Origin of the sequence: Demequina zhanjiangensis (assembly GCF_030418315.1) — a bacterium.
Classification (GTDB): Bacteria; Actinomycetota; Actinomycetes; order Actinomycetales; family Demequinaceae; genus Demequina; species Demequina zhanjiangensis.
Genome location: NZ_JAUHPV010000006.1, coordinates 263366 through 277536 on the forward strand (window position 1 = coordinate 263366; position 14171 = coordinate 277536).

13 protein-coding genes are annotated in these 14171 nt (G+C 69.8%); 12 read left to right on the plus strand and 1 reads right to left on the minus strand.

All coding sequences use genetic code 11. From position 1 onward, the window contains the following. Positions 1–8 precede the first annotated feature (8 nt). From QQX04_RS11395 to QQX04_RS11405, 3 genes are all read left to right on the plus strand, one after another. Positions 9–1418, plus strand: a complete 1410-nt coding sequence (locus QQX04_RS11395) for a CAP and S-layer homology domain-containing protein (protein WP_301129272.1) — start codon at positions 9–11, stop codon at positions 1416–1418. A 53-nt stretch (positions 1419–1471) separates the two neighbouring features. Beyond that, positions 1472–3268 carry a proline--tRNA ligase gene (locus tag QQX04_RS11400; RefSeq protein ID WP_301129307.1) on the plus strand — a complete coding sequence of 599 codons (1797 nt, stop codon included), beginning with the start codon at positions 1472–1474 and terminating at the stop codon, positions 3266–3268. A 67-nt stretch (positions 3269–3335) separates the two neighbouring features. Then, positions 3336–4082, plus strand: coding sequence for a glycerophosphodiester phosphodiesterase (locus QQX04_RS11405; RefSeq protein WP_301129274.1), 747 nt, complete (start codon positions 3336–3338; stop codon positions 4080–4082). A 70-nt stretch (positions 4083–4152) separates the two neighbouring features. Here the strand turns inward: QQX04_RS11405 and QQX04_RS11410 are convergent, their stop codons facing one another. Continuing rightward, on the minus strand, positions 4153–5133 hold the full coding sequence (locus QQX04_RS11410; protein WP_301129276.1) for a hypothetical protein: 981 nt from the start codon (positions 5131–5133) through the stop codon (positions 4153–4155). Between the two features lie 84 nt (positions 5134–5217). Between QQX04_RS11410 and rimP the strand changes: the two genes are divergently transcribed. The 9 genes from rimP (at position 5218) to QQX04_RS11455 (ending at position 14113) form a co-directional block, all read left to right on the plus strand. After that, positions 5218–5688, plus strand: coding sequence for a ribosome maturation factor RimP (rimP, locus tag QQX04_RS11415; protein ID WP_301129278.1), 471 nt, complete (start codon positions 5218–5220; stop codon positions 5686–5688). 11 nt (positions 5689–5699) lie between these two features. Further along, positions 5700–6707 carry a transcription termination factor NusA gene (gene nusA, locus QQX04_RS11420; protein WP_301129279.1) on the plus strand — a complete coding sequence of 336 codons (1008 nt, stop codon included), beginning with the start codon at positions 5700–5702 and terminating at the stop codon, positions 6705–6707. A 23-nt stretch (positions 6708–6730) separates the two neighbouring features. Next, on the plus strand, positions 6731–7015 hold the full coding sequence (locus tag QQX04_RS11425; protein ID WP_301129281.1) for a YlxR family protein: 285 nt from the start codon (positions 6731–6733) through the stop codon (positions 7013–7015). Between the two features lie 137 nt (positions 7016–7152). Continuing rightward, positions 7153–9900 (plus strand): translation initiation factor IF-2, encoded by a 2748-nt coding sequence (infB, locus tag QQX04_RS11430; RefSeq protein WP_301129283.1) that lies wholly within the window; start codon positions 7153–7155, stop codon positions 9898–9900. Then, on the plus strand, positions 9900–10334 hold the full coding sequence (gene rbfA / locus QQX04_RS11435) for a 30S ribosome-binding factor RbfA (RefSeq protein ID WP_301129285.1): 435 nt from the start codon (positions 9900–9902) through the stop codon (positions 10332–10334). The genes infB and rbfA overlap by 1 nt, the downstream gene beginning before the upstream one ends. A gap of 4 nt (positions 10335–10338) precedes the next feature. Then, positions 10339–11271 (plus strand): tRNA pseudouridine(55) synthase TruB, encoded by a 933-nt coding sequence (truB, locus tag QQX04_RS11440; RefSeq protein ID WP_301129287.1) that lies wholly within the window; start codon positions 10339–10341, stop codon positions 11269–11271. Positions 11272–11276: 5 nt separating this feature from the next. Continuing rightward, positions 11277–12260: a bifunctional riboflavin kinase/FAD synthetase gene (locus tag QQX04_RS11445; RefSeq protein WP_301129289.1), complete on the plus strand. Its 984-nt coding sequence runs from the start codon at positions 11277–11279 to the stop codon at positions 12258–12260. 121 nt (positions 12261–12381) lie between these two features. Then, positions 12382–13149, plus strand: a complete 768-nt coding sequence (locus tag QQX04_RS11450; RefSeq protein ID WP_301129291.1) for an amino acid ABC transporter ATP-binding protein — start codon at positions 12382–12384, stop codon at positions 13147–13149. Positions 13150–13237: 88 nt separating this feature from the next. Then, positions 13238–14113 (plus strand): glutamate ABC transporter substrate-binding protein, encoded by an 876-nt coding sequence (locus QQX04_RS11455; protein WP_301129292.1) that lies wholly within the window; start codon positions 13238–13240, stop codon positions 14111–14113. Positions 14114–14171: the final 58 nt, after the last annotated feature.

Below are 14171 nucleotides of genomic sequence, written 5' to 3' on the forward strand. Positions count from 1 at the left end.
GAGCCCGCATGCGCCGCCTTGCTGTCGCCGTCGTCGCGATCGCTGCCGTGTTCGCGTCCGCCGTGCCTGCCGCCGCGTCAAACGAACCCGGCGCCGCGTCCACCGTCACGGCGCTGACGAACGACCTGCGCGAGTCCGAGGGGCTCGCCCCGCTGGCGTTCAACCCCGGCGTGGCGTCCGTCTCGGAGTCGTGGAGCCAGTCCCAGCTTCCGTCCGTCGTCACGGCATGGAAGAAGTACCTTGCGGGTGGAGACCTCTCGGTCCCGTTGAAGCACAACCCGAACTTCTCGTCGCAGATGCCTTCGGGCTGGTCCTCCGCGGCGGAGAACGTCGCGTGGGCGTGCGGCTACGGCTCCGTCGACAAGGTCGCCCGCGCGCTCGAGACCTCGTGGGAGAAGTCGGCGGGTCACCGCGCGAACATGCTCGGCAACTACACCGACATCGGCGTCGGGATCGCCTGGGACTCCGCGACCGGCTGCGCGTACGGCACGCAGAACTTCGGCAAGTACGCCACGTCGTCCGCGCCGACCACGTCGGTGCCGAGCGCGAACACGACGCTCACCGGCACGCTCGAGGCCCCCGACGACTGGAACACCTCCAAGGCGTGCATCGGCGCATACGTCGCCTCGGACTGGGGCGGCCGGCCCTACCTCGACCCCGCCGGTCCCGCCGACTACTGGTGCGGAACCGTGGGCTCGACGTTCACCCTCGACGTGAGCACGACCGCGAAGTACTACCTGCGCGTCGTCAAGGGCTCCGTGTCATCCTCGAAGTCCTTCTCGTCGGCGAGCACCGGCCGCTGGTGGGGTGCTGACGACGCCGACCGTGACGCGCTCGCGGTGAAGCCTTCGTCGAGCGGCACCGAGGTCGAGATGTACTTCTTCGACGACGTCGCGGCTGAGCTGGTCGGCTTCGACCGCGTCACCTGGATGGGCGTCGAGGGCGTCTCCACGGGCTACGCGGATGGCACCTACCGGCCGGACTCGCTCGTGACGCGCAAGCACATGGCGCAGTTCCTGTACCGCTTCGAGGGCCGCCCCGACGTGGCGCGCACGTCCAAGTCGCCGTTCTCGGACATCGCGATGGGAAGCCCGGGCTACGACGCGATCGCGTGGATGTCGCAGGAGGGCGTGTCGACCGGCTACGCGGATGGTGAGTACAAGCCGCTGAACTACGTGACGCGCAAGCACATGGCGATGTTCATGTACAGGCTCGCGGGCTCGCCGGACGTGAAGATGCCGTCGAGGTCCCCGTTCACCGACATCAAGGCGGGCGAGCCCGGCTATGCGGCGATCGTGTGGATGGCCCAGGAGGGCATCTCGGTGGGCTACAACGACGGATCGTTCAAGCCGGACACCTACGTGACGCGCAAGCACATGGCCTTCTTCCTCAGCCGTCTCGACGACGCGCTCGCCTGATCGGACGCACCGGACGGGTCGTCCGCACGGCTAGGCTTGGGTCCATGCTTCGCATGTCCACGCTCTTCCTGCGCACCCTGCGCGAGGACCCGGCCGACGCCGAGGTCGCCTCCCACAAGCTGCTCGTCCGTGCCGGCTACATCCGCCGTGCCGCACCCGGCATCTACACCTGGCTTCCGCTGGGCCTGAAGGTGCTGGCGAAGGTCGAGGCGATCGTCCGCGACGAGATGGACGCCGCGGGCGGCCAGGAGGTGCACTTCCCGGCGCTGCTGCCGCGCGAGCCGTACGAGGAGACGAACCGGTGGACCGAGTTCGGTCCCGGCATGTTCCGTCTGCAGGATCGCAAGGGCGCCGACTACCTCCTGGGGCCCACCCACGAGGAGATGTTCACCCTGCTCGTGAAGGACCTGTACTCGTCGTACAAGGACCTGCCGCTGACGATCTACCAGATCCAGACCAAGTACCGCGATGAGGCGCGTCCGCGCGCGGGACTGCTGCGCGGACGCGAGTTCATCATGAAGGACTCGTACAGCTTCGACGTCTCTGACGAGGGGCTGGACGCCTCGTACGCGAACCAGCGTGCCGCCTACATCCGCATCTTCGAGCGGCTCGGCCTCGAGTACGTGATCGTGCAGGCGCAGGCGGGCGCGATGGGCGGCTCCAAGTCGGAGGAGTTCCTGTCGCCGACCGAGGTGGGTGAGGACACGTTCGTCCGCTCGCCGGGTGGATACGCCGCCAACGTGGAGGCGGTGACGACGCCGGTGCCGGCTGCGATCGACTGGGCCGATGCGCCCGCGGCTCACGTCGAGGACACGCCTGACACGCCGACGATCGAGACGCTCGTCGACTCGGCGAACGCGAACCACCCGCGCGAGGACCGCCCGTGGACCGCAGCCGACACGCTCAAGAACGTCGTCATCGCCGCGACCAACCCCCAGGGGGAGCGTGGCCTTCTCGTGGTCGGCGTGCCCGGCGACCGTGAGGTGGACATGACGCGCCTCGAGGCAGCGCTCGCGCCCGCGACCGTGGAGCCTGCGAACGAGGACGACCTCAAGACCCACCCCGAGCTGGTGAAGGGCTACATCGGCCCCGGCGTGCTCGGCCCGCAGGCTCGCCCGGCGGACGTGGAGTACCTCTCTGAGGACGACTCGACCATCCCGTACCTGCTCGACCCCCGCATCGTGCCCGGCACCCGCTGGATCACGGGTGCCGATGAGCACGGCCGCCACGTCTTCGACCTGGTGATGGGCCGTGACTTCGTGGGCGACGGCACGATCGAGGCCGCCGAGGTGCGTGCCGGCGACGAGGCGCCCGACGGTTCGGGCGCGCTCGAGCTCGCGCGCGGCGTCGAGATCGGGCACATCTTCCAGCTCGGACGCAAGTACGCGGAGGCTCTCGACCTCAAGGTGCTCGACGTCAACGGCAAGCAGCAGGTCGTCACGATGGGCTCCTATGGCATCGGTGTGACCCGTGCGGTCGCGCTCCTTGCGGAGAACAACCACGACGAGCTGGGCCTGGCCTGGCCGATCCAGGTCGCACCGTTCCACGTGCACGTGGTCGCCACCGGCAAGGACGACTCCGTCTTCGAGGCGGCCCAGGACATCGCGACCTCGCTTGAGGCGCAGGGCATCGAGGTGCTCTACGACGACCGTCCCAAGGTGTCGCCCGGCGTCAAGTTCAAGGACGCCGAGCTGCTCGGCGCCCCGTACATCCTGGTGGTCGGCCGCGGCCTGGCCGACGGGGTGGTCGAGCTGAAGACCCGTGCGACGGGTGAGGCGGAGCAGGTGCCGGTCGCGGAGGCTGTGGCCGTCGCGACCACGCGGGTGCGCGAGGCTCTCGACCGCGCGTGAGCCGGCGTTCACCGGTCCGCCACCCGGCGGCCATGGTGACGTCATGTCGCCGGGCTAGCGTGCTGGCGTGACGCAGATCTGGGCCCACCGGGGCGCGCGGCTCGTCGAGCCGGAGAACACCCTCGCGGCGATGGATGCCGCCGTGACGGGGGGAGCCGATGGCGTCGAGCTCGACGTGCATCTCTCGGCTGACGGCCGGCTGGTGGTGCGTCACGACCCGTGGCTTGCGCTCCCCGATGGCGCGTGCGTGCCGATCGGTTCGCTCACCAGGTCGGAGATCGAGCTCGCTGACGTGGGCGACGCCTCGTCCGGCGTGCACCGTGCGCCGTTCCTGCGCGAGGTGCTCGACCTGCTTGCCGCGACCGGCGTGGTCGTGAACATCGAGATGAAGGTCGGCGTTCGCTCGCCGTATCGCGGCATCGCCTCTGCGGTGGTCGACGCGGTGAGGCAGGCGCGCATGCAGGACCGGGTGGTGCTCTCGTCCTTCGATCATGTGGGCCTGCTCGAGGTGCGCGATCACGACGCGGCCCTTGAGCTCGCGCCTCTGTACTCCGAAGGTCTCGCGCGGGCGTGGGACTACACGCTGATGCTCGGGATGCGGGCCGCGCATCCCCAGATCGACACGATCCGGCGGCCTGGCACCCTCGAGTCGTTCCGCGCCGCGCAGGTCTCCGTGCGCCCGTGGACTGTGAACGACGAGGCCGACCTGCGGATGCTCCTCCTGGCCGAGGTGGACGCCGTGATCGTCGATGACCCCGCGGCGGCCGTCCTCGCGCGCTCGGCGCTTGCGCGCGAGCGCGCGTTCTCTGCCTGACGGCGAGGCGCCGCCTCGGAGACCGGAGCCCTGACCGCGAGAGGCGCCGGGCGTGCGCTCAGCGCCTCGCTCACTCCTCCGTGACGGCGGGTGCAGGGTCCTCGAGCCCGGGGAGCACCGGCAGCTCCCACAGCGTCCACCCGTCGACCTGTGCCGACTCCGTGTACGCGTCGAAGGCTCCGTCGAGGAGCCAGCGGAGGTCGTCGGGGCTGGCGTCGATCGCGTACGCGGCGTAGGCGGAGCCGACCGAGGTCTCCGCGCCGCGGAGAGTCGCGGCACGTGAGTCGTCGTCCTGGATGCTCGCCGCAAGGGTCGAGTACACCTCCGTGCGAGCGTCGGGCGCGTCCGAGAGCGACTGGAGGGCATCCGAGCGGTCCGCGTGAACCGCGGCCCGCGCGAGCGCGGCCGTCCGCGCCTCACCGGAGACGCGCGACGACGCGAGCTCGTACAGGTAGCGCGCCTGGTCGTGCCGAAGCGCCAGATCCGCCAGCGCGGCGGGGTCAAGCCCGGTGCTCTCGGGCAGCGCCGTCTCCGATGCCTGCTCGAGCGGGAGCCCGCGGGGCCCCGCGTCCACCGCGCCCGACGCCGCCTCGACCGAGTCGAGCCAGACTGCGAGCGCGTGCACCAGGGTGGCGCTCACGGCCCACGCGCGAAGCTCCTCATCGGGCGTCGTCTCTGCGATCTCGAGGCTCGTCTGGAGCGCGTCGGCTGCCGCCGTCGCCACGTCCTGGGCGACGGGCGAGGGCGACGGCGAGGCCGTCGGATCAGGGAACGCGACGTAGCGTGGCCCGACACCCGCGACGAGGGCCTCGATGCTGTGAGCCTCGACCGCGCCCGCGAGCGTCGTGGCCTCCTCCTGCGCGATCGCGAGGGCCACCTCGTCGAGCGAGTCCGCGAGCAGATCGCGCTCCAGGGTGACGGCGCTCGCCGTCCTCGACGGGGGCGGTGGGGTCTCGATCCTGACGCAACCCGTCGACGTGAGCACGACGGCGGCCGCGACAAGTCCCAGAAGGGGCCTCGGAAGCCCGCGATACGTCATGGCGGACATCATGACACGTGTCCTACGTGCGCTTAGAATGTCTCCCGAGCGAATTTCAGGAACGGAGCGTGCCGTCGGCGCGCGGGGAGGCAAGGTATGGACATCACGGAGCGGATCGCCGACCTCGCGGCCCCCGGCGTCGAGGCGACGGGCCTGGTGATCGACGGAGTCGAGGTGCACAAGGCCGGCAAGCGCTCGCGCGTGGTCGTCACCGTCGACCTTCCTGAGACCGAGGTCGGATCTGCCGATCTCGACGCGATCGCCGAGGCGTCTCGCGCCGTCGGCAAGGTGCTGGACGATGCGGACCTCATGCCAGGGGAGTACCTGCTCGAGGTCTCAACTCCCGGCACCTCTCGTGCCCTGACCGAGCGTCGTCACTTCATGCGCGCCCGCACGCGTCTCGTCGTCATCGATCTGGTGAGCGGCGACAAGGCGCGGGGCCGGCTCACCGACGTCACCGACGACGCTGTGCTGCTCGACGGTGAGGCCGGAGAGGTGACGGTTCCGTTCGGGAACATCGCGCGCGGACAGATCGAGCTCGAGCTCAAGCGGATCGAAGAGGACTGAGGAAGAAACCCGTGGACATCGACATGCATGCGCTGCGCTCGCTTGAGCGCGAGCGTGACATCTCCCTTGACGTCCTGGTCGACGCGATCGAGCAGGCGCTCGTCTCGGCGTACCAGAAGACCCCGGGCTCGTACAGGAACGCCCGCGCCCACCTTGACCGCGACTCCGGCCACGTGACGATCATGGCGAGGGAGCCTGTGCCCGAGGGGTCCGAGGAGGACCCGGACTCGATGCCTGAGTTCGACGACACCCCGGCAGACTTCGGCCGCATCGCCACCGCGACGGCACGCCAGGTCATCGTGCAGCGCATGCGCCAGGCGGGTGACGACGCGGTGCTGGGCGAGTACGCGGGCCGCGAGGGCCACCTCGTCTCCGGCATCATCCAGCAGAGCTCTGACCCCAAGAACGTTCACGTCGACATCGGCGACGTGGAGGCGCTCCTGCCCGCCCACGAGCAGGTGCCCACCGAGGAGTACCTGCACGGCGAGCGTCTGCGCGCCTATGTGCTTCAGGTGGCGCGCGGCCAGAAGGGGCCGTCGATCATGTTGTCGCGCACGCACCCCGGTCTGGTGCGTCGACTGTTCGAGATGGAGGTGCCGGAGATCGCCGACGGCACCGTCGAGATCATGAGCCTCGCCCGCGAGGCCGGGCACCGCTCCAAGATGGCGGTCCGTGCGACGGTCCCGGGCGTCAACGCCAAGGGCGCCTGCATCGGCCCCATGGGCGCACGTGTGCGCGCCGTCATGAGCGAGCTGCGTGGCGAGAAGATCGACATCGTGGACTGGGACGACGACCCGGCCACGTTCGTCGGCAATGCGCTGTCCCCGTCGCGTGTCGTGTCGGTGACGGTCGTGGACCCTGAGGCCCGTGCGGCCCGCGTGATCGTGCCGGACTACCACCTGTCGCTCGCGATCGGCAAGGAGGGCCAGAACGCCCGCCTCGCCGCACGCCTCACCGGCTGGCGCATCGACATCCGATCCGACGAGGCCGAGGGCGCGCCGGGCGCCGGCGGGGCCTGACGGTCCGGACAGCGGGTAGACTGGTGCAGCCGAGAGACTCGTCTCGTGCCGCCGAGCACCCGGAACCGTCCCGCGAGGGTCCTGTTCGCACGTGCGTCGGATGCAGGGGACGAGCGTCTCGGTCGGTTCTCGTCAGGGTCGCCGTCGTCGACGGCAGGGCGGTGCTCGACACCGCCAAGACCCTCCCCGGCAGGGGAGCCTGGCTCCATCCCGGGGACGACTGCATCGAGCTCGCCCTCAGGCGAAGGACGATCGGACGCGCGTTGCGCGCGCCCGACGTCGACCTGAGCGCTCTGACGGTGCGGTAGCGTGGACCGCGTCCACCAGCCATTCGGCCTGACAGAACGGGATGAAAGCCCATGGTCAAGCAGTGAGTACCTCGAAATGAGTTACCAGCCGTAACGATGGCTCGACCCTGTCTTGGGCGAGCCGAGACAGGAGAATTGTGGCAAAGCCCCGCGTTCACGAGATCGCGAAGGAGCTCGGTGTCCCGAGCAAGGACCTGATCGCCAAGCTCAACGAGCTCGGTGAGTACGTGAAGGGTCCGTCCTCCACCCTGGAGGCCCCCGTCGTGCGCAAGGCCCGTGAGGCCTTCCCCGGTGGCGGATCGTCCGCCCACAAGCCCGCCGCGAAGCCCGCGGCCAAGCCTGCAGCGAAGCCTGCGGCGAAGCCCGGACCCAAGCCAGCCCCCAAGCCCGCCCCGGCAGCGTCGACCGACGCCCCCGCGGCCGCGGAGCCCACGCCGGCCAAGCCTGGTGCGCCCAAGCCCGGACCCAAGGCGGCGGCGAAGCCCGCTCCCGCGGAGCCCGCAGCCGAGTCCGCGCCTGAGGAGACCGCTCCGAAGGCCGACGCGCCCGCGCCTGCGCCGAAGCCCGCCGCCAAGCCCGGCGCCCCGACTCCGGCCGACATGCCGAAGCCGCGCCCGCGCCCCGGCGGCAACAACCCCTTCTCGGACCGCTCCGCCGGTCCGCGTCCCCGCCCGCGTCCGGGCGGCAACAACCCGTTCCAGGGACCCCGCTCAGGCGGTGCCCCTCGCCCCGGCGGTGGCGCCCCTCGTCCTGGTGGCGGTGCTCCGCGTCCGGGCGGTGCTCCGCGTCCGGGTCAGGGCTTCGGCCCTCGTCCGACCGCCCCTGCGGGTGGCAACGGCGGCGCTCCGGGCCGTGGCGGCCGTGGCGGCTTCGGCGGCCCCGGTGGCCCCGGCGGCGGTCCTGGCGGTCCCGGTGGCCGTCCGGCTCCCGGTGGCCGTGGTCGTGGCGGCGGTACCGCTGGCGCCTTCGGGCGTCAGGGCGGTCGTCCCGTCCGTTCGCGTAAGAGCAAGCGCGCGAAGCGGGCAGAGTACGAGCAGCAGCAGGCACCGGCGATCGGTGGTGTGCAGATCCCTCGCGGTGACGGCACGACTCTGCTCCGCCTGCGTCGCGGTGCGACGCTGACCGACTTCGCCGAGAAGATCGATGTCAACCCCGCGTCGCTCGTCACGGTGCTGTTCCACCTCGGTGAGATGGCGACCGCGACGCAGTCGCTCGACGAGGACACGTTCGAGACGTTGGGCGCCGAGCTGGGCTACAAGATCCAGATCGTCTCGCCTGAGGACGAGGACAAGGAGCTCCTCGAGGGCTTCGGCCTTGACCTTGAGGCGGAGCTTGAGGCGGAGACGGATGAGGAGCTCGAGCCCCGGGCGCCGATCGTCACCGTCATGGGTCACGTCGACCACGGAAAGACGCGCCTTCTGGACTCGATCCGCAAGGCCGACGTCATCTCCGGCGAGGCCGGCGGCATCACCCAGCACATCGGTGCCTACCAGGTGCGTCACGACCACGACGGCGTCACGCGTCCCATCACGTTCATCGACACCCCGGGCCACGAGGCGTTCACCGCCATGCGTGCGCGTGGTGCGCAGGTCACCGACATCGCGATCCTCGTGGTCGCGGCCGATGACGGCGTGATGCCGCAGACCGTCGAGGCGCTCAACCACGCCCAGGCGGCGAACGTGCCGATCGTGGTCGCGATCAACAAGGTGGACAAGGAGGGGGCGAACCCCGACAAGATCCGCCAGCAGCTCACCGAGTACAACCTGGTGTCCGAGGACTGGGGTGGCGACACGATGTTCGTGAACGTCTCCGCGCTCCAGGGCATGGGCATCGACGAGCTGCTCGACGCGGTCCTGCTGACCGCCGACGCCGGTCTCGACCTGCGTGCGAACCCGAACAAGGACGCGCGTGGTGTGGCCGTCGAGGCGCACCTCGACAAGGGCCGCGGTGCCGTCGCGACGGTGCTGGTCAACTCTGGAACGCTGCGCGTCGGCGACTCGATCGTCGCGGGCACGGCCTACGGCCGCGTGCGCGCCATGTTCGACGAGTACGACAACCCGGTCGAGGAGGCGACGCCTGCACGTCCGGTGCTCGTGATCGGTCTGACGTCCGTCCCCGGCGCCGGTGACTCGTTTATCGTGGCCGAGGATGACCGCACGGCCCGCCAGATCGCCGAGAAGCGTGAGGCTGCCGAGCGTGCCGCTCAGCTCGCGAAGCGTCGCAAGCGCATCTCCCTCGAGGACTTCAACAAGGCCCTCGAGGAGGGCAAGGTCGACACCCTCAACCTCATCATCAAGGGTGACGTCTCCGGTGCCGTCGAGGCGCTCGAGGACGCGCTGCTCCAGATCGATGTGGGCGACGAGGTCGACCTGCGCATCATCCACCGCGGTGTGGGTGCGGTGACGCAGAACGATGTGAACCTGGCGACGGTCGACAACGCGATCATCATCGGCTTCAACGTCCGTCCTGCCGAGCGTGTGCAGGAGCTCGCGGACCGCGAGGGCGTCGACATGCGCTTCTACTCGGTCATCTACCGTGCGCTCGAGGACGTCGAGGCGTCGCTCAAGGGCATGCTCAAGCCCGAGTTCGAGGAGAAGCAGGTCGGTGCGGCCGAGATCCAGGAGATCTTCCGCTCGTCCAAGTTCGGCAACATCGCCGGATGCCTCGTCCGCGAGGGCGTCATCAAGCGCAACGCGAAGGCGAAGGTCGTCCGCAACGGCACCGTCATCGGCGAGCCCACGATCGACACCCTGCGTCGTTTCAAGGACGACGTCACGGAGGTCAAGGACGGCTACGAGTGCGGTATCGGACTCGGCAAGTTCAACGACATCCAGGTCGGCGACATCATCGAGACCTTCGAGATGGTCGAGATTCCGAGGGACTGATGAGCGACAACCCGCGCGCGCTCCGGCTCGCGGGCACGATCAAGAAGATCGTGGCCCGCGCGCTGGAGAGCGAGATCAAGGACCCGCGACTCGGGTTCGTGACCGTCACCGACGTGCGCGTGACGGGCGACCTGCAGCAGGCGTCGGTGTTCTACACGGTCCTCGGCTCTGACGAGGACCGTGAGGGCACCGCCGCCGCCCTGCAGTCGGCCAAGGGTCTGCTGCGCTCCAAGGTGGGGCACGAGCTGGGCATCCGTCTGACGCCCAGCCTCGAGTTCCACCTGGACGCGGTGCCCGAGTCGGCTGCCTCGCTGGACAAGGCGCTGCTCGAGGCGCACCAGCGTGACGAGGAGCTGCGTCGTCTGCGTGAGAACGCGAAGTACGCCGGGGAGGCGGACCCGTACCGTCACCACGACGAGGACGACGAGGCGTAGCCCCATGGGCCGTAGGCCGAGCGTCGAGCCGACGCCGGGTCTCCTGCTTGTCGACAAGCCTCAGGGCTGGACGTCGCACGACGTCGTCGGGCGCTGCCGTCGGCTCGCGGGGACCCGGAAGGTCGGGCATGCCGGCACCCTGGACCCCATGGCCACTGGGCTGCTCGTGCTCGGCATCGGTCGCGCCACGAAGCTGCTGACGTACATCACCGGCCACGACAAGGCGTACGACGCGACGATCCGCCTGGGTCAGTCCACCGTGACCGACGACGCGGAGGGCGACGTCACGTCCTCCGCGGACGCGGCCGCGGTCACGGAGCAGGCGATCGCCGCGGCGGTCGCCGTCCTGACGGGCGACATCATGCAGCGGCCCAGCTCGGTCAGCGCCATCAAGGTGGACGGCAAGCGTTCGTATGCGCGTGTGCGTGGGGGAGAGGACGTGGAGCTCCCGGCGCGCCCCGTCACCGTGAGCCGCTTCGACGTCGGCGAGATCCGACGCGAGGGGGACGTCATCGATCTCGACGTCACGGTCGAGGTCTCGTCGGGGACCTACGTGCGCGCGCTTGCACGCGACCTCGGCGACGCGCTCGGCGTCGGTGGTCACCTCACAGCCCTGCGTCGCACCCGCGTCGGCAGCATCCCCGTCACTGACGCGGCGACGCTCGACGCGCTCTCGGCGCTCGTCGAGGAGGGGGAGCCGCTGCCATTGCTTCCCCTGGGAGCGTCCGCGGCGGCGACGCTCACCTCGGCCACTGTGGGCGAGGACGACGCCCGTGCCCTGGGCTACGGCCAGTGGGTCGAGGCCACCGTCGGAGACGACGGCGAGCACCTCGCGCTGCTCGACGCCTCGGGCGATCTGGTCGCCATAGGCGAGCGGCGGGGAGGCAAGGTCAAGCCTGTCGTCGTCATGAAGCCTGCGGGGTCTGCGGCACAATGACCGGCATGCAGATCTGGCGCTCACTCGACGAGGTCCCTCGTGGCCTTGCGCCCTCGGTCGTGACCATCGGCAACTTCGACGGCGTCCATCGCGGCCACCGCGCAGTGCTGACGAGGATGGTCGCGGACGCGCGCGAGCGCGGCATGCGGGCGGCCGCGATCACGTTCGACCCGCACCCCAGGGCCGTGCACGACCCCGCGCATCCGCCCGTGCTCATCACGGGTGTCGAGGACCGGCTGGAGCGGCTCGCGCAGACCGGGCTCGACGGCGTGCTCCTGCTCGAGTACACGCTCGACTTCGCGCAGCAGACGCCCGAGGAGTTCGTGCGCACCCACCTTGTCGAAGGGCTCGGCGCTGCCGTGGTCGTCGTCGGCCGCGACACCAAGTTCGGCCGCGGCAACGCGGGCGACGTGGAGACGATGCGCGAGCTCGGTGCGCAGCTGGGCTTCGAGGTGGAGGTCCTGCCCGACGCGGGCGACACCGACTCGCGCGGACGTCGCTGGTCGTCCACGTGGATCCGCGAGCTGCTCGAGGACGGCCGTGTGGGGGAGGCGACCGACGTGCTCGGCTGCGAGCACCGGCTGCGCGGCACCGTCGTGCACGGCGACAAGCTGGGCCGCACCATCGGATTCCCCACCGCGAACGTGTCGGTCGACGCGGGCATGATCCCGCGCCACGGCGTCTACGCGGGCTGGCTCACGGTGCTGGACGACGGCGGCAACCCCAAGGCGTCCGCTCGCGTCGGCGAACGCATGCCCGCCGCGATCAGCCTGGGCATCAACTACACGGTCGGAGGCGACTCGCTCCGCGTCGAGGCGTTCGTGATCGAAGGCGTGGGGCTGGACCTGTATGACGCACGCGTCGCGCTCGACCTCGTGGCGTGGCGTCGACCCATGCTCGACTTCGGCTCCGTGGAGGCGCTGACCGACGCGCTCGCCGAGGACGTGTCCTGGTGCCGGGGCGCCCTGGGGATGCCTGCCGCGCACTGAGCCGGAGGTCCTAGTAGATCCCCGGACTCGACGCTAGGCCCTGTTTCGGGCTGGTTACCGTTTGGTCGCGGTTTGTCCTTCCACCAGGACACGCCCCACGCAGCGCCCTAGGGTGCAGAGCATGGACGAGTCACAGAGATCAGACGGCGGACACCGTCCGCTCGTCGTGCTTGACAAGGTGAACAAGCACTTCGGTGACCTGCACGTGCTGCAGAACATCGACCTCACCGTGGGCGAGGGCGAGGTCGTCGTGGTCATCGGCCCCTCGGGCTCCGGCAAGTCGACTCTCTGCCGTGCGATCAACCGGCTCGAGACCATCGACGACGGCAGCATCAGCCTCGACGGCGTCGCGCTTCCCGAGGAGGGCAGAGCGCTTGCCACCCTGCGCGCCGACGTGGGGATGGTGTTCCAGTCCTTCAACCTGTTCGCGCACAAGACGATCCTTGAGAATGTGACGCTCGGTCCCATCAAGGTGAAGAAGGTGCCGCGCAAGGAGGCGGAGGCGGAGGCCATGCGGCTCCTCGAGCGCGTCGGCGTCGCCAACCAGGCGCAGAAGTATCCCGCGCAGCTCTCGGGTGGTCAGCAGCAGCGCGTGGCGATCGCCAGGTCTCTCGCCATGAAGCCCAAGGTGATGCTGTTCGACGAGCCCACGTCCGCGCTCGACCCGGAGATGATCAACGAGGTCCTGGACGTCATGACGTCGCTCGCGCATGAGGGGATGACCATGATCGTCGTGACTCACGAGATGGGCTTCGCGCGCAAGGCGGCGAACCGTGTGGTCTTCATGGCTGACGGCCGCATCGAGGAGGAGGCGCAGCCGGAGGAGTTCTTCACGAACCCCAAGTCGGAGCGCGCCAAGGACTTCCTGTCGAAGATTCTCACGCACTGAGGCTCGCAGGCAGGTGGAGGTGCGCTGGGGGGAGCGCATCGGAGTAGGCCCGTCGGACCGTACGGGCCGAGACACAGGGAGAGAGAACATGAAGCTCAGGACGAGCACCTGGATCGCGGCGAGCGCGGTGGCGCTGGTCGCCCTGACCGCCTGCTCGAGCGGCGGCGACGATGCGGAGCCCGCGGGCTCCGGCGACGAGGCGATGAGCGAGTTCGCCGAGGGGTCGACGATGGCCGCGCTGGCCGACGCCGGCTCGATCACCATCGGCACCAAGTTCGACCAGCCGCTCTTCGGACTGCTGGCACCGAGCGGGACGCCCGAAGGGTTCGATGTGGAGATCGGAAAGATCATCGCGTCGGAGCTCGGCATCTCGGAGGACAGCATCGAGTGGGTGGAGACCGTCTCTGCGAACCGTGAGCCGTTCATCCAGGACGGCAGCGTCGACATGGTCGTCGCCACGTACACGATCAACGACGACCGCAAGGAGCTGGTCTCCTTCGCTGGCCCGTACTACAACGCCGGCCAGGCGCTCATGACGCTGTCGACCACGACCGACATCCAGTCGCCCGACGACCTCGCGGGCAAGACCGTCTGCTCGGTCACCGGCTCGACCCCGGCCCAGAACATCGCGGACAACTTCCCTGAGGCGGAGCTCGCGCTGTTCGACGCCTATACCGACTGCCTCGAGCCGCTGCGCAACGGCCAGGTCGACGTCGTCACGACCGACAACGTCATCCTCGCCGGCTACGTCGCGGAGTCCGACGGCGAGTTCCAGGTGGTGGGGGAGCCCTTCACCGAGGAGCCCTACGGCATCGGCGTGGCGCTCGAGGACACCGAGTTCCGCATGTGGATCAACGACGTGCTCGAGGAGATCTTCGAGGACGGCCGTTGGCTCGAGGCGTGGAACGCGACCGCTGGCACGGTGCTGCCGGAGCCCGCGGTCCCGACGGTCGACCGCTACTGAGCGACTGACCCGACCAGGAAGCGGGCCCCCCCCCCCCGGGGGGGGGGGCCCCCCCCCC